The organism is Leptothoe spongobia TAU-MAC 1115, assembly GCF_018739885.1.
In the GTDB taxonomy this organism is placed as follows: Bacteria; Cyanobacteriota; Cyanobacteriia; order Phormidesmidales; family Phormidesmidaceae; genus Leptothoe; species Leptothoe spongobia.
Genome location: NZ_JADOES010000015.1, coordinates 57962 through 81086, shown reverse-complemented (window position 1 = coordinate 81086; position 23125 = coordinate 57962). Strand labels below are relative to the sequence as shown.

Sequence of the window (23125 nt, the reverse complement as noted above, 5' to 3'; positions counted from 1 at the left end):
CCAACCGTCACCCTCCAATAAAAAAGAGAAGGAGGATGGACAATACCTACCCTCCCTCCCAAAAGTCTATCAACGCAAGATTAAACCGCCACCTTTGCCTTAAACATCAATCGCTCATTCTCCACATCGACCACAACAGTGTCACCACCCTTGTAATCTCCCCGGAGAATCCCCTTCGCAATTGTTGTTTCCAACTCTCGTTGGATCGCCCGCTTCAGCGGTCGTGCCCCATATACTGGGTCATAGCCAACATCCGCCACAAAGTCCAGAGCTTCCTCTGACAGAGACAATCCAATCTTCTGATTCCCTAAGCGTTTCTCCAAAGCCTTCACCTGCAGCTTCACAATCTCTCGCAGCTGAGACTTTTGCAAACTATGGAAGATGATCATCTCATCCACTCGATTGAGAAACTCTGGACGAAAGTTTGAGCGCAGAGACTCCATAACTCGGCTTCTCATCTCCTCATACTGACTATCATCACCCGCCACATCCAAAATGTACTGGGAGCCAATATTACTCGTCATGATGATCACCGAATTCTTAAAGTCCACCGTACGACCTTGAGAATCTGTTACCCGACCATCATCGAGAATCTGCAACATCACATTAAACACATCTGGATGAGCTTTCTCGATCTCATCAAAGAGAATCACCGAATAGGGCCGTCGCCTCAACGCTTCGGTAAGCTGACCACCCTCGTCATAGCCAACATATCCCGGAGGCGCGCCGATCAGACGAGAGACTGAATGTTTCTCCATATATTCCGACATGTCGATGCGGACAATGGCCTCTTCCGTATCAAACAAATAGCTAGCCAAGGCCTTAGCTAGCTCAGTTTTACCCACACCGGTGGGACCAAGGAAAATAAAGCTCGCCGTAGGACGATTCGGATCTGCTAACCCAGCTCGAGACCGCTGAATCGCATCAGCCACCGCAGTCACTGCTTCCTCTTGGCCAATAACTCGCTGATGCAGCTCATCTTCCAAATGTAACAGCTTAGCCATTTCTGACTGTACAAGCTTGCTAATGGGAATTCCCGTCCACTTAGAAATAATCTCGGCAATATCTGCCTCGGTGACTTCTTCACGTAACAGAGTATGACCACTGGCCTGGGATTCAGCCAATTGTTCTTCTGCCTGGGAGACTTTTTCCTGTAGCTCGGTCAACTTGCCATATTTCAGCTCAGCTGCACGATTATAGTCATAGTCTCGCTCAGCCTGGGCAACCTCAATATTGACTTTATCAATCTCTTCTTTGATTACCTGGATCTGATCAATACCGTCTTTCTCCGACTGCCACTGAGCATTGAGGGCGCTTTGTTCCTCTTTTAAATTGGCAAGCTCTCTCTCCAAACGTTCGAGACGTTCGAGAGAACCGGCATCGGTTTCATTTTTGAGTGAAAGTCGCTCCATCTCTAGCTGCAGAATCTTGCGATCGCATTCATCCAGCTCTTCTGGTTTGGAGGTGATCTCCATCTTCAGCTTGGCTGCCGCTTCATCCACCAGGTCAATGGCCTTGTCTGGCAAAAAGCGATCGCTAATATACCGAGTTGACAAAGTAGCCGCAGCCACTAAGGCATTGTCCGCAATGGTGACACCATGGTGCAACTCATAGCGTTCCTTTAAACCGCGCAGGATTGAAATCGTGTCAGGGACCGTGGGCTGATCTATATATACCTGCTGAAAACGACGCTCCAATGCAGCATCTTTCTCAATGTACTGACGGTACTCATCTAGGGTAGTGGCACCAATACAACGCAATTCCCCACGAGCCAGCATAGGCTTCAATAGGTTGCCCGCATCCATGGCACCCTGGGTAGCACCAGCACCAACAACGGTATGAATTTCGTCAATAAATAGAACGATCTGCCCTTGGGAGTCAGTCACCTCCTTCAGCACAGCTTTCAAGCGTTCTTCAAACTCGCCGCGATATTTTGCCCCAGCAATCAGGGCACCCATATCCAGAGCAATCAGTTTGCGATCTCGCAACGACTGGGGCACATCATTATTAATAATCCGCTGGGCCATCCCCTCAGCAATAGCCGTCTTACCCACACCGGGCTCACCAATCAGCACCGGATTATTCTTCGTACGCCGGGACAAAATCTGAATAGTACGACGGATTTCATCATCTCGACCGATTACCGGATCAAGCCGCCCCTCACGAGCATACTCAGTCAAATCACGACCATATTTCTCTAGCGCTTCGTATTTACCTTCAGGGTTTTGATCCGTCACCTTTTGATGGCCTCGTACTTGTTTCACAGCATTTTTCAGCTGCTTGGCGTTAATACCCACCTCCCGCAGCAAGGATTTACCAAAGCGAGCATCCTCTGGATAACCCAGCAGCAAATGCTCAATGGAAATGTAATCGTCTTCGAAATCTTTGCGGCAGGCTTCCGCCCGATCGAGCAAAGTATTCAGTGCCCGCCCTAAATATACGGTGTCACTCTGACCTTTAACCTGGGGTTGCTTCCGCAAAAAGGATTCAGTAGCCGTGCGCAGGTCTCCCACAGAGGCACCAGCCTTTTGCAAAATCCGACTAGCCAAACCATCTTCGTCCAGCAACGCCAGCATTAAATGCTCGGTTTCAATTTGCTGATGCTGCCATTGCTTAGCCAGATCGGTGGTGGTTGCGATCGCAGCCCATGCCCGTTCTGTAAATTGATTCGGATTTGATGGTTGCATAGCACCGACTCCTACTGCATGTGCGCTTGTTTGCATTCTAGGCAAAGACTCACCCGTAGGATGATCGGTGTTCCCCCAGCCAGAAGGTAGGTATTGCCGCCCATAGGTAGTAGTTTTGAGCCATTTCATCCGTAACGGCCAAACAAAAGAGGGTATGTTACAAATAGGTGCTGAGGGGCAACAACCCAGATTTCTTAGAGCCTGCCTTGCTATCTCAACAGAAATCTGTATTTTGAAGAAGGCATTGCTGACCTCGGTAGGACTGAATCCGTCAGATGCTGACCAATGGCAACAATGACAGCCAGGGTCCTGCCAACATCAGTAACGGTCAAGACTTATATGGATTAGCGAGACGTTTTGCCAAATCTTCCCCCACGAGAAACTGGTCCGAGGCATACTGCGTTGCGTCAGACGCTATATTCGACCTATTGCGAACAGCAACCCCTACGACGGCTGTCTCGTACGTTCTCGCCACTCGAATTTATTCGCTTCCTGAGTTATATCAACTTCCATACGGTTAAAGCTGTCATCCAAGCAACGCTACGGCGACGATTGCCCAGCTTAGCCTCGGAGATGGCCTACAATGCCATGCTTGGCCTCTTCCCTGGGATTTTGGCGATGATTACGGCCATTGGTCTAGTCACGTCCCTAGAGAATACCTTTAACCGCTTGGCCATGAGTCTCAGCGAGATTGCACCAGGAGCCGTCAATGAGCTCATTCAGAATTTTGCAGCGGAAGTCAGCGAAGGTGAGAATAAAGGATTATTTTCCTTAAGTTTTGTGATCGCACTCTGGGCGTCATCGGGAGCCATCAGTGCCGCCATGCGTGCCCTCGACGAAATTCATCAAATCCCACCTGAACAGCGTCGTCCCTTTTGGAAAGCCCGACTCCTATCCATTGGTCTGACCATTGGCACGATTCTGCTGCTCATGACCGCCTCCTATCTAGTCTTCATTAGTGCTGGTGTGATTAAGCTCCTCGCCCAACAAAGTGGAGACACCGTTGGCGTATGGGTACTGCGCATTTGGGAGTTGCTCACATGGCCCCTGGCCCTGGGCATCGTGTCGTCCGCATTTGCCTTTGTCTATCGCTTTGGTCCCAGTCGCTGGACCCGTGGCAAACCCCTGATGCCAGGTGCAGTGCTCGCAGCCCTATCCTGGGCACTGCTATCTGCCTCATTCCGGATGTATGTGGCCCAGTTTGGCAACTACAACAAAGTCTACGGTGCCATTGGAACGGTGATCGTTTTACTACTGTGGCTATTTCTCACATCCCTAGTCATGCTCATCGGCGACCAGCTCAACGTCATCGTCGGCGAACTCATGGTCCACAGTCCCCGCATGCCCTTTGTGCGACGGAGAACACCACAGCACAATGGCTACCGCACCTCTAGCAAATTGCCGAGCCTTGATAAATCAACCATCAATAAAGACCGTCATCGATAATGATTGGTAGGGGCGTTGCATGCAACGCCCCTACCAATCATTAGGCTAAAATCTCCACCCCATCGCCGACAGCTAAAATCCCATCACTCTGAGCCATCAAGTTTTGCCCAAACCAAATTGCATGGTCCCAACGACGATAGGTAGCTAAGGTTTTTAAGGGTTCCTTCCCTTGTGCCCCCGTAGACTGATCCACTCCTGGAATCGAACAGCGAGAGCAGGCTTTGGCCACATCAAAGACGATGTCGCCAATTTTAATTTGCTGCCAGGTATCCTCAGCAAAAGGCCCACATCCTTGAATAACCAAGTTAGGACGAAACCGATTCATCGGCACTGACTGGTCCAAACGACTATTTAAATCAGCCAGAGATGCTTCCGAAATTAGCAGAAACGGATAGGCATCAGAAAAGCTATTGGCAGTATCAAACCGGCCATGATCCACTGGCCGGTGAGTGCTCTCAGGCATATAGACCAGCTGAGCCTCCAGTCCCAAAAACTCACTCAGCCACTGAGCAGGCTCATCCCCCATGGACCAGGCGACACAGCTATCCCCCCAGACATCGACTGCGACAGACTCAGGCTCTGTCGGCACAGCGACCAGCTCCAAAGAGGCAGCAGCAGCACCGGCAATACTCAAATGCATTGTCTCTCCCACAGAAACTTGAATGAGAGACATCTGGGGAAATTTCCGCTGGGTCAAAAACTTACCGGTGCGATCGCACACCATCCAACGTCGATCATGCAGTATCCCCCGAGTAGTAACCTGGGCTTGACTCAACTCAAGACCTGCCGCTGATTTGATGGGATAGGTGTACAAACCACTCAGCCTGATCGCAGCCATTGCAATTCTCCTAGGACGGTTATCCGACTAGCGACTCACCTGGTTCAATCGTCGCAAAATTATCTATAACTTAGGATAGGACAATGGCTCAGGCTTAACTCTTCTGGACGGTGGGCATTGCCCAACCTACGACACCAACACAACAAAACCATGGACAAGCTCTACGCAATGGAAGACGCCCAGCGGATTTTGCAAATTGCGATCGCGCAGGAAACTGACTCGGGCGAACTCTCCCATCAGCAGCTGCTAGAAATTGCAGAAGAGCTAAACATTAGTCCCATGGCACTACAAACCGCCGAACAAGAGTGGCGGATCATGAAGGGCAAAGCTGAAGACCATCGTCTTTTTCAACGCCAGCGATTGCAACGACTACAACACCAAGTCATTCGCTATGGCATTATCATCACCTTTTTAGTAGTGATAGATTTTTTAACTCCTGGTGGTACGTTTCTCGGCTATCTGGGATTTTCGCTCTATGTCGCCTTGTTCTGGGGTCTGGGCCTATCCCTCAAAGCCTGGCGCACTTTCCAAACCTCAGGCGAGCGCTATGAACGGGACCTGAATAAATGGCGACGCAAACGCAGTATGCAGCAGACACTCAATGGCGTGGTCAATCGTTTTTTAGGCTCAACGTAAATCACAATGTCCTTAAAGCTAACGTAAAGCCTTAAATAAGATTTTCACCCTCACCCACAGTCACCACAAATTGTTACAAAGCTTACAAGCGACCCCAGATAAGGAAAAACCATAATCCACAAAACAGCCTGACCGAAACCTTTGGCATCAACGGTCAGGCTATTTTGTATAAATTTTCCTTGTAGATGCCAAAATAGGTTGCACTTTCTGTACAATCCTGCAATGATACGAGACACAGGTTGGCTGTGTGTTCCCTTCATTCTCATTAAATAGCTGCGGATATGATCATCTATGATGGTCATTCCGCAGCTAAGCTATTTTTAGCCACAATCATCATTGCGCATGGGAGAACTTCCTTCTAGCCAGCCACAGCGCCAATTTATCCAAGTTTGTCAATATCGCAGTTGTCAACGCTTCCAGTCAGACGCTGTACTCACTGCACTCAAACAGCATGCTGGTCCGGAGCTGATGGTCGCAGCCAGTTCTTGCCTGGGTCAGTGCGGCTCTGGACCCACCGTCAGAGTCGCCCCTGATAATGTTTGGTATTGTCGAGTTCAACCCAAGGATATTGACGAAATCTTGGAGCAACATATTTGTCAAGGCAAACCCGTGAAAAGACTCTTGCACCCTCGCTTTCATCCCGACTACAACCGTTTGTTGGCAAGGCTCAAAGCGCAAGACATTTAAATGTGGTTGACGAAAATTCAGTGCCGACCATCCTCTAAAACAGGTTAGTCCTAAACCTGAGTGAAATATCCATTCCCCAGTGGAGAACCGGAGTATACTAAAGGAGTTGCAGTTACGCCGCGCCGTGGAACTCTCCTGCAAAAGTGAATATGCTTTACTGGCACTGTTAGAACTGAGCCTCAACTACGATAAAGGTGAGCCGGTGCAAATTCGGCAAATCGCCTCACAACAAAATATTCCCGATCGTTATCTAGAACAGTTACTCGCCACCCTCAGACGAGCTGGCTTTGTAAAAAGCCAACGGGGTGCAAAAGGAGGCTATTTACTCGCTCAGGCACCCTGGAATGTATTGCTGCTAGACATTGTGAATTGTATCGAAGGCCTAGAAAAGAAGGACAATGCAGGCGATGCTGTATTGACCACCGAGCGTCAGGTTGTTCGGGGCTTGTGGCAAAGCGTACAGGCAGCGGCCCAAGAGGTGCTGTCTGCCCATACCCTGCAAGATTTGGTAGAACAACGTAACGCCAAGCATCAGGTTGATTTGATGTATTACATTTAGTGCATCGGGGAATAGTTAGCCATGCGAATCGCCCAAAATATTACAGAACTAGTAGGTCGCACTCCATTAGTACAACTGAATCAGATTCCTCAAAGTGAGGGCTGCCTAGCACAAATCGTCCTTAAACTTGAGGGCATGAATCCCTCTGCTTCGGTCAAAGACCGCATTGGTGTCAATATGATTGCCACCGCAGAAGCTGCTGGCCAGATCCATCCTGGAAAGACCACCCTGGTAGAACCCACATCTGGGAATACAGGCATAGCCTTAGCGATGACATCGGCAGCCAAGGGATATCGGCTGATCCTGACCATGCCAGAAACCATGAGTGCTGAGCGTCGAGCGATGTTGCGGGCCTATGGTGCTGAGTTGGAGTTGACTCCTGGCAATGAGGGGATGGCAGGCTGCATCCAGCGGGCTCAACAAATTGTAGAATCTACGCCCGATGCCTATATGCTGCAGCAGTTTCGTAATCCAGCGAATCCAGACATGCATCGCCACACAACAGCAGAAGAAATCTGGCAAGATACTGACGGCAAAGTAGATTTCCTCGTTGCTGGCGTCGGTACAGGTGGCACGATTACGGGCGTTAGCGATGTTCTTAAACGTCGTAAGTCTGAGTTTCAAACGATTGCTGTCGAACCGGCCAATAGTCAGGTGCTCATTGGTGGCAAACCAGGTCCTCACAAAATTCAAGGTATTGGGGCTGGCTTTGTCCCAGAAGTCCTACAGGTGAAGCTGATCGATGAGGTGATCGCGGTCACTGATGATGATGCGATCTCATTTGGTCGTCGCCTCGCCAAAGAAGAAGGTATCCTGTCTGGTATTTCTAGCGGTGCGGCCCTCTGCGCGGCCATTGAAGTCGGTCGTCGCTCTGAAAACGCAGGTAAATTAATCGTTGTGATCCAGCCTAGCTTTGGTGAGCGTTATCTCAGCACACCTCTATTTCAGGATCCATCACTGACCTCAGCATCAGTAAACCAACGCTAAACCTACTAATACCGAGACTTCCACCCATTCCACAACCGCTCCATAGGTATCGCCAGTATGACCGCCTAGTCTACGGTTAAGCCAAGCTGCAATCAACCATGAAGCGCTACTACCAAAGGCAACTGCCACCAACCCAGAGCGCCACGGAATCCATCCCAAGCTCATGGCTAGCGTAGTTGCTCCAACCAGCAGCACAGCACAAGGCAATGTCTGCCAGAGAGACGAGATCGCCCGCTTATGAAAGGCTCCTTTACCGGCTGGCTTGAGATAGGGATAACGGCCAATGGCCCATTGCTGCCCCCAACGCCCCCATGCAGCTGCGGATAGGAGTGCAAACCAACGTTCGTGGGGAATAGCAGCTAGAGCAGAGACTTTGAGCAGGAGGATTGCGATCGCAGCCATCACTGCAAAGGCCCCTGCATGACTATCAACCATCACTGCTAAACGTTGCTGATTATCTTGGACAGCTAACCCATCTGCCGTATCCATAGCACCATCTAAATGCAGACCACCGGTGAGCCACACCCCTATCAAAACGACTAAAGTACTGCGCAACAAGAGGGGTAACCCGAGACTCAGTAGCAGGTCAACGACGGTCAATATCCCCCCCAGCCCCAAACCAATCACAGGAACAATTAACGCAATCGGCTCAAACCGCATTGGCCAGTGAGCGGGCAAGGGCAAACAGGTATAAAACAATACTGCTCCATTAAATAACGCCCACTGCTGATGAGCAGCCCGCCAAACCGCATCCCACCATCGCCTCATAAAACTCTTAAAGCTTACCGGCACTTATGTTAAGCCATTAAGTATGCCCATCAAAACAATAAAATTCCATGGGCAAAAATCAATGTTCAGTATTCTGGCTGAAGGCAGCACAAGAATTCGCTGAAATAATGTAAAGACATAAGGATAGAGCCCAAGCCAAAAAGCAGATTATTTTTGCCTTTGGCGTTCCAAATAATCAGATTTCATCTATCTTGAGTATAGATTGTTAAAAACCTCGGTGTTTTACGGGCCCATGCTAACCACAAAAGCCCATCTACCGACCCCGCTATGAGTTATCAACCGTCAACAACTTCTTTACCAGCCCCCTGCCTTGTCGATACTGGCACAGTTATCAATAAAAAGGATATGCTGCGCATCCTACAGCATTTGGGACGAGTCCGGTATATCCACAATCAGGAAGATCAAGTACTCAGAGAAGGCGAAGGGTACATAGTCGAAGTCTTTAGCGATCCTCAACAGGCCACCTTGGTAGCCAATCGCAGCCTTTATCTAAATGTCACCAGCTTTGATTACATGGAAATGGGTCAAGTGGATGATAAACAAGCCTACTTTGATCTCATCCAGGACAATCGTCGCTTAAGGATTCTGCCCTTGTCTAATCCCCTTACCGAGCGAAACACCTGTAATATCAACGACGCTACCCTAGAAGCAATGCTGGCAGAAGCCTTAACTGCTCGATGGGATGCTTGCTTGGACGACGACAATAATAATTTTGCCAGCTAGTCCTTGTACCTGTTGTCTCCAATCTAGTACGGTTGCTCACAACGGCACATTGAGGACAGCAATAACTGTTGGCTATTGACCATTTTTCTTTCGAGCATCATGCCTCTTGCTCTCATACCAAAGCTAGAGCAGGAACTTTTCATACCCCCCATGGCCCCGTCCATACTCCACGTTTTATGCCCGTGGGTACCCTGGCAAATGTAAAAACTGTAACTCCTGCGCAGCTATATGACACAGGAGCCGAGATGGTGCTGGCCAACACTTACCACCTACATCTGCAGCCAGGTGAAGATTTAATCGCAGCAGCAGGTGGACTCCACAAATTTATGGGTTGGTCTGGGCCTATGCTGACCGACTCCGGTGGTTTTCAGGTTTTCAGTCTGAGTAAAATTCGCACTATCGCCGAAGAGGGGGCAACGTTTCGCTCACCCCGCGATGGTCGCATCATCCATATGCCTCCCGAAGCATCCATCCGCATCCAAAATCAATTGGGAGCCGATGTGATTATGGCATTTGATGAATGCCCACCCTACCCAGCTGATCGAGATGCCGTTGCAGCAGCCACCCAACGCACCTACCGCTGGCTAAAGCGTTGTATAGAGGCACATCAGCGGACTGACCAAGCCTTATTTGGCATCGTTCAAGGCGGTGTGCATCTTGATCTACGCCAAGCAGCCGCCGAGCAGCTTGTACAGCTCGACTTACCGGGATATGCCATTGGGGGTGTAAGCGTTGGTGAACCTCCAGAGCTGATTGAAAAAATCGTGCAGGCAACCACACCTCTACTACCACCGGACAAACCTCGCTACCTGATGGGTGTAGGGACTTACCGCGAAATGGCTCAAGCTATTGCCGCAGGCATGGATCTATTTGACTGTGTTATTCCCACTCGCTTTGCTCGCCACGGAGCAGCATTGGTACAAGGCGAACGATGGAACTTAAAAAACAATCAGTTTCGTCGAGATCTCACTCCCCTAGATGAGAGCTGTCCCTGCTACACATGCAAAAACTTTACCCGCGCTTATCTATGCCATCTCATTCACGCCCATGAAATACTGGCATACACGCTTCTGTCCATCCATAACATCACTGAGCTGATTCGGTTTACTCAGTCCATTCGTAAAGCAATTTTACAAAATCAGTTTGTCGAAAAATTTCATGAGTGGCTAAAGCCCTCTAAAAATAACGGTTAGGAAGCCGATGAACAAATCTTAGCTTGGCACCGCAACATGTTAAGATGTGAGTCAATTATTAAGCAAACTGTCGCCAACGTAGAGAGGTTTTCATGGACGCGGTCCTACTGTTAGCTAAACTCCCCGAAGCTTATCAAGCATTTGCTCCATTGGTAGATATTTTGCCTATTCTGCCAATCTTTTTCTTGTTGCTAGCCTTTGTTTGGCAAGCATCTGTCGGCTTTCGTTAAGGCAGCTTTTATGTATAGCTGACGTAATTAGGAAGATCAAGTTTGCGACTGACATAATCAGTCACTTGCATTTGATTGAGAGTATTTCATCAAGCAACCGCGTCTATGAACTGTTTCATAGGCGCGGTTACTTTTTCGGTCTTCAAAGACTACTCAATCAACAATGACAGAAGAGTCTAAAAGCTCTCATGTCATTGTTGATTAAATGGATGCAATATTATCAGACAAGGAAAGAGCAAAACTATGATTGGAGAAATTACTCACAGGGTTCAAAGAGTCATGTGAGTATATTTATGCTGTTTTACATTGTCTTCGGCAGTCACCTTATGGGATGCATTCAAGATGCGTTTCTTCTCAGTAGAAAAATTTATATCTGAAAACGTCTGTCCACAAGGCAGAGTTTCTTGAATATTCGTTCTAGTCTGATAGGTTCGCGCAGCAGCCATCGTTCTTTCGACAAAATCTTCACAGAACTGAGCTCCTTTAGCATCCGCAGGCAAATGATTCGCAGTTGGCCGGTCATCGTCTAAGAGTTGCCCCAATGTGAGGCTACAAAGCATTTGATAGGACGTAGGTACTCCTTTCATCAGTGCCTCAAAATAAGCAGAAGGGATAGGTTCTATAACTGTGACCGGAACCACATTCCCGTCTTGCTTTGTAAAGCAGTGGGCTAAACCAACAATTACGTAGTCACTGGCTGATAACGCAGTTGGTACAGAAGAAATAGTCATAATGGCCCAAAACGCTCTAGATAGCTTTACTGACTCTAATGCTAACGTTCTAGAGACAATAGTAAATAACTGAGCATGAATCCGTCATAAAAACCTATGAGCTGTAATGTTTGGCAACTCTTGCTCAGACAATCTATAGAGTCAAGCAGCTATTAATGAAATGAATAGCTGCTCCATTATCTAAATTAATCAATTGAAATTGTTTGTGGTCCTTTACCGGCATTGTCATCGTCATCGCTCTGGCCAGGAACATCAGCACCTTGATTTTCCAACCAGCTTTTTACAGGATCATCAGCGAGATCGAGCTTGAGCAGACCAGATGCAAATCCACCGAAAAAGGCAACAGGCTGCCCGAAAATTTCCTGCACAATGGGTGTTAGCTCATCGAGAAACATAGATTTAACAGACTGTCACAAATCATCTTAGATATCCTAACGCGGCTCAGGAAAAATCGGCGGTCAATAGGCACCAATCTTCTTCACCTAAGAAATTAACGTAAGCCCCGACGTCCATTGGGATAGATCGTAGACCAATTAGTTTTAGTGGTCGCTAACTGGCTATCTGTAAGATTGGCACCGGTTAAATCTGCACCACATAAGTTCACTCCTTTGAGGTTAGCGCCTGCCAAATTAGAACGGCTTAGATTAGCACCTCGCAGGTCAGCATTTTCCAGATTGGCCTCTCCCATATAGGCGTTGGCTAGCTTGGCATTTTTCAAATTACATTGACGTAAATCAGCCTTGCTCAAATTTGCATTGGCAAGATCAGCTGCTTGTAAATTGCAATCCGTCAGCTGAGCCCCTGCAAAACTAGCGCCATTAAGCACCATGCGCTGTAAGTTGAGCCGAGCCAGGGGCTGTAATGAAAAATCTCGATGACCTCGCCCATAGGCTTTTTGCACAGCTTCAGGTGTAATTTTTTTACCCTGACCCGAAAATGGTCCTGACTGGCTAGAACTACTGGACAGTAAATTACTTGAGGAGCGGCGTGGTGCTACTGGGGAAGGCTTCGTATTTTGACGTCGTTCTCTACGTGCTCGAATAGCTGCTGCCATACGAGCTGATGGTGAAGCCCCTGCTTGGGAATCATCTAACCCCAAAATCGCCGCCGTCTCGTCACTGTTAAATGACGGCTGACTCGTAGGTTCAACATCCTTAGGAGCAGTCGTTGGAATCACCATATTTCCAGCCAGGCTAGCCAGATAGGGCTCTAAATCAAGGTCACGCAAGATTGCATCAGCCGAGCTATATCGGTGCCGGACTGAAATTTCTAGCATTTTGCTGAGCACACCAGCAAAATGATCACTGACCTTCACATGCTCCTGCCAGAGGATTTCGCCAGACTGGGGATCATAGGACATTTCCTTCGGAGACTTTGCCGTCAACAAGTAGAGACAGGTCACCCCAATGGCATAGATATCACTGGCATAGACTGGCCGCATAGCCATTTGCTCGGGTGGAGCATAGCCAGGTGTCCCAACAGCATAAGCAGTTAAGGCAGTATGTCCCGATTCTTCACTCGCTTTAACTGGATTGACCTTATCCTTGACTGCACCAAAGTCAATCAAAACTAGGCGCTTATCCGCGTCCCGACGAATCAGATTAGCTGGCTTGATATCCCGATGAATGACTTGGTTGCGATGAATATACTGCATCACTGGCAGTACTTCACTCAAAAACTGCTTGGTGCCCGCTTCGCTAAAAGCACCTCGGGTTTTGACTTCTTTTTGGAGGGTAGAACCATGTATGTATTCTTGGACTAAAAAGAAATCAGTGCGGGCTTCAAAGTAATCTAATAGCCTCGGCAATTGGGGATGATTACCAATTTTCCCTAAAATCTTGGCTTCTCGGGCAAATAAATCCCGAGCCATCTGCATGACATGAGGTGCTTCAGCCGTTGGCTGGAGCTGCTTGATGACGCAGGGAGGACAACCGGGCAGCCCTTCATCATGGGCTAGAAATGTAGTCCCAAAGCCCCCTTTCCCCAACGCACCACTAACACGATATCGATCGCGTAATAAAAGCTCCGCCCCACAAGCTAGACACTGCCTCGCTGTGGATGGATTTTTTGGACTGGGACACTCTGAGTTGATGCAGTAGGTCATGTAGCTTTAGCCACCCTGCTCATACATGTATGACTGGGGCTAGGTTGAACTATGGCACGACATTTCAAAACAATTAGGCAGGGAACGAGCCTCTACCATCGATCCATAAGAATGAAAGCGATTGGAATTTGCTCCAGTAATTTCTAATTACTTCGCAATTCGCAACCATCAGTCATTAGTAATGGAATAAGTGAAATTCTTTTAATAGCTTAATTTTATTCCATCTCAATTTTAAATATTCCCTCGAACCTGGCGTCAACAGAAAGCAAACATCGGTATAGCAACAATGCTTAGCCGATTAGTCCAGGTAAGCCTTTTTATTATGTCTATTATCTTAATCCAATTGTTTGGGATACCAGTGGCAATTTCAGAACTGGTGCTTTTAGAATAAAGCGCTTAGCCCGCTTTTGGTGATTCATAAGAGATGATTACCCCTGACGTCCACTAGGCCATGAAACAGACGGAGTAAAGCGGAGCTTCAACGATAGAATAATTTCGGTCTACTGCAATCAATACCCTTTCAAATCAGGCTCCATGCGCATTTCTGTCAACTGGCTCAAAGAATTTGTCGATCCACAGTTAACGCCTGAGGCCATTGGTGATGCCTTAACCATGGCTGGGTTTGAAGTTGAAGATATTGAGGAACGCCACAGTTGGGCTGATGGTGTTGTAGTGGGCAAGGTTATTGACCGCAAGCCTCACCCTAATGCTGACAAACTAAGCGTATGTACAGTAGATATCGGTGAAGCTGAGCCGTCCACGATTGTTTGTGGTGCCGCCAATGTAAAAGCAGATATTTTTGTGGCAGTTGCTCAGGTCAATACTTATTTGCCTCAAGTGGACTTAAAGATCAAGCCCCGAAAGATTCGCGGTGTACCTTCTGCAGGCATGATTTGTTCGTTGGCAGAACTTGGATTAGCCAAGGATGCTGATGGTATTCACATTTTTGAACATCGTGACCTAGAGGTGGGACAAGATGTGCGTCCCTTGTTGGGATTGGATGACACTATCTTAGATTTATCTTCGACAGCCAATCGAGCCGATGCTCTGAGTATGGTGGGCATTGCGCGCGAAGTTGCCGCCATTACAGGAGCAGAGCTGACATTACCCATTCAAGAGATGAGGGTTCCGACTGATCACAACCAGAAGGTTGAAGTTGCACTGTCAGCCCCCAAAGCCTGTCCCATCTACATCGGCACTGTTCTAGAGGACATCAAAATCGGCTCTTCCCCAGCCTGGCTCAAGCAGCGTTTAGAAGCCTCAGGCACACGCTCCATTAATAGTGTGGTCGATATTACTAATTATGTACTGCTGGAATGGGGGCAACCGCTGCATGCATTTGATCTTGATCGATTGAGCCCAGAAACAAGTACAACGGTCAGCGTCCGCTTTGGCAAACCAAACGAAACTCTCAAAACCCTAGACAGTCAGGAACGTCAGATCAAGGAACAGACATTAGTAATTACAGCTAATGATGTCCCCGTAGCTCTAGCAGGCGTTATGGGGGGAGCAGATTCCGAAGTTCATGACGATACTCAAAATGTCTTTTTAGAAGCTGCTTTCTTTGATGCAGCTGTGATTCGGCGTTCGGCCCGTAGTCAAGGCTTACGGACTGAAGCCTCAGCTCGCTATGAGCGAGGCGTCAATCCAGCTGAGTTGGAACTGGCTGCTAATCGAGCGATTCAGCTAATGGTGGAGCTAGCTGATGCCAAGGTCACTTACCAGCAAGATGAACGGACCGAGGTCGGGAAAATCACACCAACACGCACAATCAGCCTCCGTCTGGCAAGAGTACAACATATTTTAGGCAACTACATAACTGACGATGGCACCATGACGGCTCTCAGTTCAGCTGATGTAGAAGATACCCTAACTCGATTGGGATGTACCTTGGCATCTGAAAGCGAGGGCGTATGGGCAGTAACGGTGCCAGCCTATCGATACCGAGATCTAGAAAGGGAAATCGATCTAATAGAAGAGGTTGCCCGTCTGTTTGGCTACAACCGATTTGCCAATACTCTACCCCAACAAACATCCCGTGGGCAGCTTTCTCCTGAAGCAGCTCTAGCTCGACAATTACGAAATGCTCTCCGTGGAGCAGGACTTACTGAGGTTTTGCACTACTCCCTGACTAATCCTGCACCGGAACGGGTAGTGCTCGAAAATCCATTATTTACTGAATACTCTGCCCTCCGCTCAGATCTCCTGTCAGGATTAATTGATGGGTTTCAATTTAACTTGGAACAAGGTAACGGACCTCTCAATGCCTTTGAGATTGGTCATGTGTTTGCCAATGAAGATGGCCAACTCAATGAATATGAGCGCATCGGTGGCATTCTAGGTGGCAATGCCGCTCAAGGCCAGTGGAGTGGAGCCACAACCCCTATGACCTGGTACGAGGCCAAAGGCATCCTGGAAACAGTATTTTGCCAGGTGGGTCTTGAGGTTGATTATCGACCCGAGAGCGAAGATGAACGCCTTCATCCTGGGCGTACAGCATCTCTGTGGGTAAGAGGTAGAACTCGCCTAGGTACTTTTGGGCAGCTACATCCACGTCTACGACAAGAGCGAGATTTACCTACAGAAGTTTATGTCTTTGAGCTTAACTGGGATGCGATCGCGACCTGCCTTGTTAGCAACCGATTCCGCGCCCCTAAGTTCAAGAGCTACTCCACTTATCCCGGCTCTGACCGCGATATTGCATTTTATGCTCCAGTCAACATCCCGGTCGCAGACCTAGAAAAACTCATTTCCCGTACAGGCGGCCAGCTCTTAGAAGCTGTCACTTTGTTTGACGAGTACAAAGGTAAAGGCGTCCCTGAAGGACAGCGCAGTCTAGCCTTCCGCATGTTCTATCGCGCCAACGATAGAACTCTTACTGATCAAGATATCGATCCTCTACAAAATAAAATCCGCGCAGCCCTAGAGAAAAAATTCAAGGTCAGCCTTCGCAGCTAGGTCGTATTGTCGGGGCATTGCCTGTAACGCCCCGACAATAAACGCACCTAACCTATCCAGCCGACTGCTTTGGCTGCTTAGACTTTTCCTTATCTTTCTCTGACGGCCCATTAAAATAGGCTTCCATCACCTGTTTCACCATCGGTGCTGCAAAGGAACCACCACCGCCCCCTGAGTGCTCACCAAAAGCCACTACGAGTACTTCAGGCTTCTCAAAAGGAGCATAGGCTCCAAACCAAGTGTGGTTTTCGTAGGGTGGGGCCTCTGCTGTACCACTTTTACCAGCAGCATTGGGAATGGTAGGGACATTGAGACGAGTCCCCGTACCGCTGGTTACAACCTTACGCAACCCCCGTTGAATGACCTCGATCGTGTCAGGCCGCATCCCCAAGGAAGTTTTCCACTGTTGGGATTCGGCTCCATCAAGCAGGAGATGGGGCTTCACTCGGTAACCACCATTAGCCGCAACGGCAAACATAACGGCTGTTTGGAGTGGAGTAACCTGCATATACCCCTGACCAATGGTCATGTTGATGGTATCGCCGAGATACCATTCCTCTTCAAAGATCTCCTGTTTCCAGGCATCATCGGGCACCAATCCCGTCGATTCTTCCGTCACTAGTTCAATCCCGGTTTTTGCCCCAAAACCATACTTCCGCATCCACTTGATGATGGGTTTATGCCCCATCCTCATGCCCACCTGGTAGAAAAATGTATCGCTACTCCACTGCAATGCCCCATCAAAACCCAGGGGACCAAATCCAGCATTATTCCAATCCCAAAAGACAATACCCCCAGCATTGATATTGGGGAACGTAGGCAATACCGTATTGGCCGGAAACGTACCTGATTCGATCCCCGCCGTGGTCGTGATGATCTTAAAGGTACTAGCAGGGGGATAAGCTTGCAGAGAACGGTTCAAAAATGGGTTGCCACGACTGTTGAGCTGCTCCCACTGTGCCTGGGTAATGCGTGTGGAAAAGATATTGGGATCAAATGTGGGACGACTCACCATAGCCAGAATGGCACCATCTCTAGGATCCATCGCCACAATGGCACCAATTTTGTCCCCTAGAGCTTTCTCAGCCACTTTCTGCAGCTCTAGATCAATGGTAAGACGAATATTTTGACCAGACTCTGGAGGCTTTTCACCCAGAATGCTGAGAACATTCCCAGCACTATCAACCTCAACCTGCTGTCCCCCCCAAACGCCCCTTAGCAAGGACTCAAAGGACTTTTCGGAGCCCATTTTGCCAATGATGTCTCCCAACCGATAATCCTGACTACTATCGGCTAAGGTGTCATATTCTTCTTCGTCAATTTCCCCTGTGTAACCAATGACGTGGGCAGCCAGATCACCATTGGGATAACTGCGAATAGCTTCTGCCTCTACTCGCACACCGGGTAGTTCTGACGCATACTCAGCCAAAGCTGTGGTTTGAGCAGGGCTCAGGCCACGTGCGATCGCAATCGACTGAGTAGACTCATAGCCGGCCGACTCAATCCGCTGCTGGATCTCATCTTCCGGAATTTCCAATAGCTTTGCCAATCGTTTGACCACCTGATCACGCTGCTCCACCGGCAAGGCAATCGGCCAGATAGATACGGAATGAGACAACCGACTCCCCGCCAAAATCTTGCCCTTGCGGTCAAACATCGTGCCCCGAGCGGGTCGACGCGGCAGCAGCAAAATCCGATTTTCTTCAGCCAGCTTGCGGTTACGATCGCCTTCTACCAACTGCAAATAAAATAATCGGCTACCAATGCCCCCTAGCATCACCAGGGACAGAAAAATCATCATGATCACCGATTGGTATTGCCGACCAACCGTACGTCCTCCCTTTTTTTCAACATTTGCTGAGGGATAGTGCAGAAAGGCCATGATTGACGGTAAGCAAGTTGCCTAGATTTTGAAAAAAGATTGAGAATCGAAATGGGTAGCCAGAAAGAACAGTGGGGATAATAATCACATCATGTCCATCAAACTACGCCTATAACTCAAACGTTCAGTAATTACAAACTCTTGAGTTCATAAAAAATAAATAAGTTTTTAGGTGTAAAACCCAAACTTTAGATATCAGTCTAGCCCTTCAGGCTAAACTCCAGCAGCATACTGAGGAATTGGGATTTGGAGCACCTCCCCGTAAAATGATGCAAATGAACCAATCAAGAGGATTGCATCCTATGGCTCAAACCATCTCTCCACCCATGGTAGATACAGCAGCGGCATTGGATGTAGAACTTCGAGACGTCATCAAAGCCTTTGGAGAGGATATAGCCGTTCAAGGGTTAAATTTAAAAATTCGACAGGGTGAATTTTTCAGCATATTGGGTCCCTCTGGATGCGGCAAAACCACCACCCTGCGAATGATTGCCGGATTTGAAACACTCACCTCAGGAGAGTTGACAATTCAGGGAAAGTCCATGAATGGAATCCCAGCCCATCGTCGTTCGGTCAACACGGTCTTCCAAAGCTATGCCTTGTTTAACCATATGTCAGTCTGGGACAACGTAGCCTTTGGTCTCAAGATTCGAAAAATCCCTAAGTCCGACCTTCGCCAACGCGTCGGCGAAGCCCTCACCTTAGTCCAGATGGAAAGCTTCGCCAAACGCTACCCAAACCAATTATCCGGTGGACAAAGACAGCGTGTTGCCTTGGCTCGAGCCCTCGTTAATCGCCCAGCGGTCATGCTGTTGGATGAACCTCTAGGAGCTCTGGATCTCAAGCTGCGCAAACAAATGCAAGTAGAACTCTCGAACCTACACCAGCGTCTTGGCATTACTTTCATCATGGTGACCCATGACCAAGAAGAAGCACTATCCCTATCTGACCGCATTGCCGTCATGAAAGATGGTCGGATCGAACAGGTAGGCTCCCCCAATGAAATTTATGAACATCCAGCCACAGCCTTTGTAGCTGATTTTATTGGCGATACCAATCTGCTATCTGGACAGTTTTTGGCCGCAGAAACCTGCCCTCTATTAGCTACCGAGAGTGGCCTCCAAGTCTCCCTGCCACCAACGGATCACAATGATATTACCGACATCGATGTCAGTATTCGGCCTGAGAAAATTCATCTCAGTACCCAGACTGATGCCAAAAAACCGGCTAACCACAACAATTGTTATCCCGGAGAAGTTAAACACATTCTGTATACAGGTCCCCACATTCATTGCATTATTGAATTAGCCACGGGGGAGCAGTTACGCGTGCTTCAACCCAACCATATGCGGTATCAACCAGGAGAATCAGTTTATGTATCATGGGCTGCCGTCGATTGTCAGGTTCTAGTTGCCCATAACCCTCCCTCCTAGACAGCGTTATTTTACGTTCCTGATTAAAACTGATCTCAAAAAATCGCAAAACAAATTCCTATTTCCCAATGGCCTCAGGTCAGGAAGTGGTTTTAAAGTATCTATGGTGTTTGCTTAGAGGAGAAAGACTGTGCCCCGCCGACTATCTCGCAGCTCGCTGCTTTCGCGTACATCCCGTCGCCATTTCTTACAGGGCTCCGCTGCCACTATGGCAGTCATGGGGCTGTCAAACTGCCGTCGTACCATTGGTGAGACCGAACCTGAGCCCGCTGATAGCTCCACCGCCTCAGCCGAAGCATCTGGCGCGTTACACATTTACACATGGGCTGACTACACCGACGATGAGCTCGCCGCACAGTTCACCGAAGCCACTGGCATTGATGTCAAAATCGATGTCTATGATTCGAATGAAACCATGTTGGCCAAGATGCAGGCCGGTGGAGGGGCTAACTACAGCCTGATCTATCCGTCGGACTACATGGTTACAGAGATGATCGGTCTAGATATGCTGGCCAAGTTAGATAAGTCACGCCTGATCGGCTTAGATAAAATTCGAGAGAAGTGGAAAAGCCCCGTATACGACCCTGAAAACTCCCACAGTATCCCCTACAGCTGGGGCACCACCGGTCTACTCTACAATTCCGAAATACTGACCACACCTCCCACCGATTGGAACTACTTGTGGGACAACAGTGATGTGTTGTCACGCAAAATGACTCTGCTCGACGACGTCCGTGAAACCATGGGTGCTGTTCTAAGCTCCCTCGGCTATTCTTACAACGCGACTGACCCTACAGAATTAGAGGAAGCTTATCAGAAGCTCCTAGACCTCAAACCCAACCTAGCCTCCTTTAAGTCCTTTGGTTGGCAAGATGAGCTACTGAGTGGCGACCTCCTCCTCTCCATGGTTTACTCAGTGGAAGGTATTCCAGTCAGTCTCGAAAATCCTACATTCAAGTATGTGATTCCAGAAAGTGGCTCCTCAGTATGGACTGATACCATGGTGATCCCAACGTCTGCACCAAATGTGGATGCTGCTTACGAATGGATCAACTTCAACCTCCAGCCTAAAGTCTCCCAAGAAACGGTAGAGCGTCTATTCTTTGCCACACCTAACGGTGAAGCCATGACGATGCTATCCCAGGAATTACTAGACAATAAGAACCTATTCCCCCCTGAGGATCTGCTAGCCAAATGTGAAGGGATTGCTCCTGTAGGCGAAGCCAACGCTCTCTACGATGAGTACTGGACCAAAGTCACTAGCGCCTGATCCTCCTTTTCGTGCCGATTAAGAGTATCAGCCCATGAAAAACTCGGGATTCGACAGGATCAAAGCAGAGCAGAAACCTAAGAAGCTACTTGCGCTAGTCGTCAATTGGCTTCAGGCAATTTTTGACCTGATTTGGCGCTGGTTGAGTAACTTGGCCAGGCCCATAGGCTTACTAGGACCTGCCGGGATTTGGCTCTTACTCTTGATGGTGCTGCCCATGTTGCTCATTACTGAGTTGAGTCTGGTACCGGGACTAAAACCGGGTCAACCGATTGCGGGCTATGGTCTACTCAACTACCTGAGAATATTAGAACCTACCTATTTACAGGTTTTACAACGCTCAGCCACCTTTGCCACGGGTACGACGTTACTCTGTTTACTCTTGGGCTTTCCAGTGGCCTACTGGTTAGCCCTGATGGCTCCCAAACGCTGGCGAAATTTGCTGCTGGTGCTGTTCATCTTACCGCTGTGGACATCTTCATTACTGCGTACCTACGCTTGGATCACCCTATTACGTTCTTCGGGGGTGATCAATTTGGTCCTAGGTGCCTTAGGGTTACCTACCCAATCCCTGATGAACACACCCTGGGCAGTCTATATCGGCATGACTTATAGCTTCTTGCCTTATATGGTGCTGATTTTATATGCCTCGCTGGAACGTTTGGATTTAAAGCTGTTGGAAGCGGCGGCAGATTTGGGGGCTAACCCACAGATTGCGTTTTGGCGGGTAACAGTGCCGCAAACATTGCCAGGTATTGCAGCGGGGTGTCTGCTGGTCTTTGTCACTAGCCTTGGAGATTTTGTAGTTCCTACATTGCTCGGTGGTCCTAGCAGCATGACAATTTCCCGATTGATCTATAACCAATTTTTGGGTGTAGCACGTAACTGGGGATTTGGTTCTGCCTTGAGTATGGTACTGATTTTAATGGTGAGTTTAGCGATCGCACTTCTACTCAAATATGGAGATCGCAACCCTGAGATTTATTCATGAAACCTGCCGTCGCTGCCAATACCAATCACCAGAATCGCCGTCCCTCCTGGCAGGCCCTGTTGACCATACTCATGTACAGTTTTATGTACATTCCCATCATTATTTTGGGGGTATATAGCTTTAATGAGTCTAGGTATGGGGCGATCTGGAAAGGGTTTAGCCTGACTTGGTACCGCAAGCTAATGGGTGATGAGCGTCTGTTTTTTGCCCTAGGAGACAGCCTCAAAATTGCCCTGTGTGCCGTTGCGATTTCCTCAATACTTGGCACTTTGATGGCCGTGGGTCTATCCAAATATCGGTTTCCAGGAAAGTCGCTCTATGTAGGGATTTCCTACTTGCCGCTGATTATTCCAGATATTGCGATCGCAGTAGCCACCCTAGTCTTTCTAGCCTCAGTCGCTATCCCCCTAAGTTTGTGGACAGCCATCGCAGCCCATATGGTCTTCTGCTTAGCCTATATCGCTATTGTGGTGTCTAGTCGTCTCCAAGGTTTAGATCCCAATTTGGAAGAGGCTGCATTAGATCTAGGAGCTACCCCCACCCAGGCACTGCTCAAAGTCCTCATTCCTCAACTCACTCCAGCTATTCTTTCAGGCTGTTTGTTAGCATTTGTTTTGAGCATGGATGACTTACTGATTTCCAGCTTTACAGCGGGCGGTGCCAATCCTCTACCGATTGAGATTTTCAGTCGGGTTAAAACTGGCATCAAACCTGATATCAATGCCCTTAGCGTCTTATTGATATTAGCGTCAGGTTTAATCGCTGCTCTCTCTGAATATTTTCGATGCAAAAGCGATCGCATCTGAGGCTACAGCACAAATACTCAAAAAGCCGAACATTATCGCTAACATCCGGCTAGTTGAATGATGGTATGGCAGGCAGAGATTTGTTCAAACCCAACAATAAGAAGAGAATATCCTCTCATCGAAACTAGACTAAATCACGAAAAAACGTGCCAAAGATCACATTTTTGAGGCCTTA

General features: G+C 48.4%; 20 protein-coding genes. 13 read left to right on the top strand and 7 right to left on the bottom strand.

The features are described 5' to 3' along the window. Nucleotides 1-80 precede the first annotated feature (80 nt). On the bottom strand, nucleotides 81-2687 hold the full coding sequence (gene clpB, locus IXB50_RS09975) for an ATP-dependent chaperone ClpB (protein ID WP_215608809.1): 2607 nt from the start codon (nucleotides 2685-2687) through the stop codon (nucleotides 81-83). Between the two features lie 402 nt (nucleotides 2688-3089). Here clpB and IXB50_RS09970 point away from each other — a divergent pair, with 402 nt between their 5' ends. After that, the gene (locus tag IXB50_RS09970) at nucleotides 3090-4133 is read left to right on the top strand and encodes a YihY/virulence factor BrkB family protein (protein WP_246564351.1); all 1044 of its coding nucleotides are present in this window, start codon (nucleotides 3090-3092) and stop codon (nucleotides 4131-4133) included. 40 nt (nucleotides 4134-4173) lie between these two features. On the opposite strand, the gene IXB50_RS09965 is transcribed toward IXB50_RS09970, so the two are convergent. Next, nucleotides 4174-4971: an MOSC domain-containing protein gene (locus IXB50_RS09965; RefSeq protein ID WP_215608807.1), complete on the bottom strand. Its 798-nt coding sequence runs from the start codon at nucleotides 4969-4971 to the stop codon at nucleotides 4174-4176. Between the two features lie 150 nt (nucleotides 4972-5121). On the opposite strand from IXB50_RS09965, the gene IXB50_RS09960 reads away from it, so the two are divergent. From IXB50_RS09960 to cysK, 4 genes are all read left to right on the top strand, one after another. Beyond that, nucleotides 5122-5607: a 2TM domain-containing protein gene (locus tag IXB50_RS09960; RefSeq protein ID WP_215608806.1), complete on the top strand. Its 486-nt coding sequence runs from the start codon at nucleotides 5122-5124 to the stop codon at nucleotides 5605-5607. 342 nt (nucleotides 5608-5949) lie between these two features. Further along, nucleotides 5950-6294: a (2Fe-2S) ferredoxin domain-containing protein gene (locus IXB50_RS09955; protein ID WP_215608805.1), complete on the top strand. Its 345-nt coding sequence runs from the start codon at nucleotides 5950-5952 to the stop codon at nucleotides 6292-6294. A 124-nt stretch (nucleotides 6295-6418) separates the two neighbouring features. Continuing rightward, a complete protein-coding gene (locus tag IXB50_RS09950; RefSeq protein ID WP_215608804.1) occupies nucleotides 6419-6853 on the top strand; it encodes an RrF2 family transcriptional regulator in 435 nt (144 codons plus the stop codon). Between the two features lie 21 nt (nucleotides 6854-6874). Beyond that, on the top strand, nucleotides 6875-7840 hold the full coding sequence (gene cysK / locus IXB50_RS09945) for a cysteine synthase A (RefSeq protein WP_215608803.1): 966 nt from the start codon (nucleotides 6875-6877) through the stop codon (nucleotides 7838-7840). On the opposite strand, the gene cobS is transcribed toward cysK, so the two are convergent. Further along, a complete protein-coding gene (gene cobS, locus IXB50_RS09940) occupies nucleotides 7823-8608 on the bottom strand; it encodes an adenosylcobinamide-GDP ribazoletransferase (RefSeq protein WP_215608802.1) in 786 nt (261 codons plus the stop codon). The genes cysK and cobS overlap by 18 nt on opposite strands. Nucleotides 8609-8896: 288 nt before the next feature. Here cobS and IXB50_RS09935 point away from each other — a divergent pair, with 288 nt between their 5' ends. The 3 genes from IXB50_RS09935 (at nucleotide 8897) to IXB50_RS09925 (ending at nucleotide 10775) form a co-directional block, all read left to right on the top strand. After that, nucleotides 8897-9352: a hypothetical protein gene (locus tag IXB50_RS09935; RefSeq protein WP_215608801.1), complete on the top strand. Its 456-nt coding sequence runs from the start codon at nucleotides 8897-8899 to the stop codon at nucleotides 9350-9352. A gap of 68 nt (nucleotides 9353-9420) precedes the next feature. Further along, nucleotides 9421-10545 carry a tRNA guanosine(34) transglycosylase Tgt gene (gene tgt / locus IXB50_RS09930; protein ID WP_215608800.1) on the top strand — a complete coding sequence of 375 codons (1125 nt, stop codon included), beginning with the start codon at nucleotides 9421-9423 and terminating at the stop codon, nucleotides 10543-10545. A 92-nt stretch (nucleotides 10546-10637) separates the two neighbouring features. After that, entirely contained in the window at nucleotides 10638-10775 is a 138-nt protein-coding gene (locus IXB50_RS09925) for a photosystem II reaction center protein K (RefSeq protein ID WP_006517305.1), read from the top strand. A gap of 269 nt (nucleotides 10776-11044) precedes the next feature. Here the strand turns inward: IXB50_RS09925 and IXB50_RS09920 are convergent, their stop codons facing one another. The 3 genes from IXB50_RS09920 to IXB50_RS09910 form a co-directional block, all read right to left on the bottom strand. Further along, entirely contained in the window at nucleotides 11045-11506 is a 462-nt protein-coding gene (locus IXB50_RS09920) for a hypothetical protein (RefSeq protein ID WP_215608799.1), read from the bottom strand. Between the two features lie 185 nt (nucleotides 11507-11691). Next, a complete protein-coding gene (locus IXB50_RS09915; protein ID WP_215608798.1) occupies nucleotides 11692-11901 on the bottom strand; it encodes a hypothetical protein in 210 nt (69 codons plus the stop codon). A 95-nt stretch (nucleotides 11902-11996) separates the two neighbouring features. Continuing rightward, complete coding sequence (locus tag IXB50_RS09910; protein ID WP_215608797.1) at nucleotides 11997-13610, bottom strand: serine/threonine-protein kinase; 1614 nt, start codon at nucleotides 13608-13610, stop codon at nucleotides 11997-11999. Nucleotides 13611-14144: 534 nt separating this feature from the next. Between IXB50_RS09910 and pheT the strand changes: the two genes are divergently transcribed. Then, a complete protein-coding gene (pheT, locus tag IXB50_RS09905; RefSeq protein WP_215608796.1) occupies nucleotides 14145-16568 on the top strand; it encodes a phenylalanine--tRNA ligase subunit beta in 2424 nt (807 codons plus the stop codon). Nucleotides 16569-16620: 52 nt separating this feature from the next. On the opposite strand, the gene mrdA is transcribed toward pheT, so the two are convergent. Further along, entirely contained in the window at nucleotides 16621-18450 is a 1830-nt protein-coding gene (gene mrdA / locus IXB50_RS09900) for a penicillin-binding protein 2 (protein WP_215608795.1), read from the bottom strand. Nucleotides 18451-18752: 302 nt separating this feature from the next. Here mrdA and IXB50_RS09895 point away from each other — a divergent pair, with 302 nt between their 5' ends. From IXB50_RS09895 to IXB50_RS09880, 4 genes are all read left to right on the top strand, one after another. Then, nucleotides 18753-19883, top strand: a complete 1131-nt coding sequence (locus IXB50_RS09895) for an ABC transporter ATP-binding protein (protein ID WP_215608794.1) — start codon at nucleotides 18753-18755, stop codon at nucleotides 19881-19883. 130 nt (nucleotides 19884-20013) lie between these two features. Then, a complete protein-coding gene (locus tag IXB50_RS09890) occupies nucleotides 20014-21153 on the top strand; it encodes an ABC transporter substrate-binding protein (protein ID WP_215608793.1) in 1140 nt (379 codons plus the stop codon). A gap of 34 nt (nucleotides 21154-21187) precedes the next feature. Further along, complete coding sequence (locus IXB50_RS09885) at nucleotides 21188-22144, top strand: ABC transporter permease (protein WP_246564349.1); 957 nt, start codon at nucleotides 21188-21190, stop codon at nucleotides 22142-22144. After that, entirely contained in the window at nucleotides 22141-22950 is an 810-nt protein-coding gene (locus IXB50_RS09880; protein ID WP_215608792.1) for an ABC transporter permease, read from the top strand. Before IXB50_RS09885 ends, IXB50_RS09880 begins: the two co-directional genes overlap by 4 nt. Nucleotides 22951-23125: the final 175 nt, after the last annotated feature.

Excerpts from the sequence above, each read along its gene's own strand:
- cysK (WP_215608803.1), top strand. The coding sequence starts at position 6,875 with ATGCGAATCGCCCAAAATATTACAGAACTAGTAGGTCGCACTCCATTA.
- IXB50_RS09960 (WP_215608806.1), top strand. The coding sequence starts at position 5,122 with ATGGACAAGCTCTACGCAATGGAAGACGCCCAGCGGATTTTGCAAATT.
- IXB50_RS09925 (WP_006517305.1), top strand. The coding sequence starts at position 10,638 with ATGGACGCGGTCCTACTGTTAGCTAAACTCCCCGAAGCTTATCAAGCA.
- IXB50_RS09910 (WP_215608797.1), bottom strand. The coding sequence starts at position 13,610 with ATGACCTACTGCATCAACTCAGAGTGTCCCAGTCCAAAAAATCCATCC.
- IXB50_RS09955 (WP_215608805.1), top strand. The coding sequence starts at position 5,950 with ATGGGAGAACTTCCTTCTAGCCAGCCACAGCGCCAATTTATCCAAGTT.
- IXB50_RS09895 (WP_215608794.1), top strand. The coding sequence starts at position 18,753 with ATGGCTCAAACCATCTCTCCACCCATGGTAGATACAGCAGCGGCATTG.
- IXB50_RS09920 (WP_215608799.1), bottom strand. The coding sequence starts at position 11,506 with ATGACTATTTCTTCTGTACCAACTGCGTTATCAGCCAGTGACTACGTA.
- IXB50_RS09935 (WP_215608801.1), top strand. The coding sequence starts at position 8,897 with ATGAGTTATCAACCGTCAACAACTTCTTTACCAGCCCCCTGCCTTGTC.
- IXB50_RS09885 (WP_246564349.1), top strand. The coding sequence starts at position 21,188 with ATGAAAAACTCGGGATTCGACAGGATCAAAGCAGAGCAGAAACCTAAG.
- cobS (WP_215608802.1), bottom strand. The coding sequence starts at position 8,608 with ATGAGGCGATGGTGGGATGCGGTTTGGCGGGCTGCTCATCAGCAGTGG.
- IXB50_RS09880 (WP_215608792.1), top strand. The coding sequence starts at position 22,141 with ATGAAACCTGCCGTCGCTGCCAATACCAATCACCAGAATCGCCGTCCC.
- IXB50_RS09965 (WP_215608807.1), bottom strand. The coding sequence starts at position 4,971 with ATGGCTGCGATCAGGCTGAGTGGTTTGTACACCTATCCCATCAAATCA.
- IXB50_RS09915 (WP_215608798.1), bottom strand. The coding sequence starts at position 11,901 with ATGTTTCTCGATGAGCTAACACCCATTGTGCAGGAAATTTTCGGGCAG.
- pheT (WP_215608796.1), top strand. The coding sequence starts at position 14,145 with ATGCGCATTTCTGTCAACTGGCTCAAAGAATTTGTCGATCCACAGTTA.
- mrdA (WP_215608795.1), bottom strand. The coding sequence starts at position 18,450 with ATGGCCTTTCTGCACTATCCCTCAGCAAATGTTGAAAAAAAGGGAGGA.
- clpB (WP_215608809.1), bottom strand. The coding sequence starts at position 2,687 with ATGCAACCATCAAATCCGAATCAATTTACAGAACGGGCATGGGCTGCG.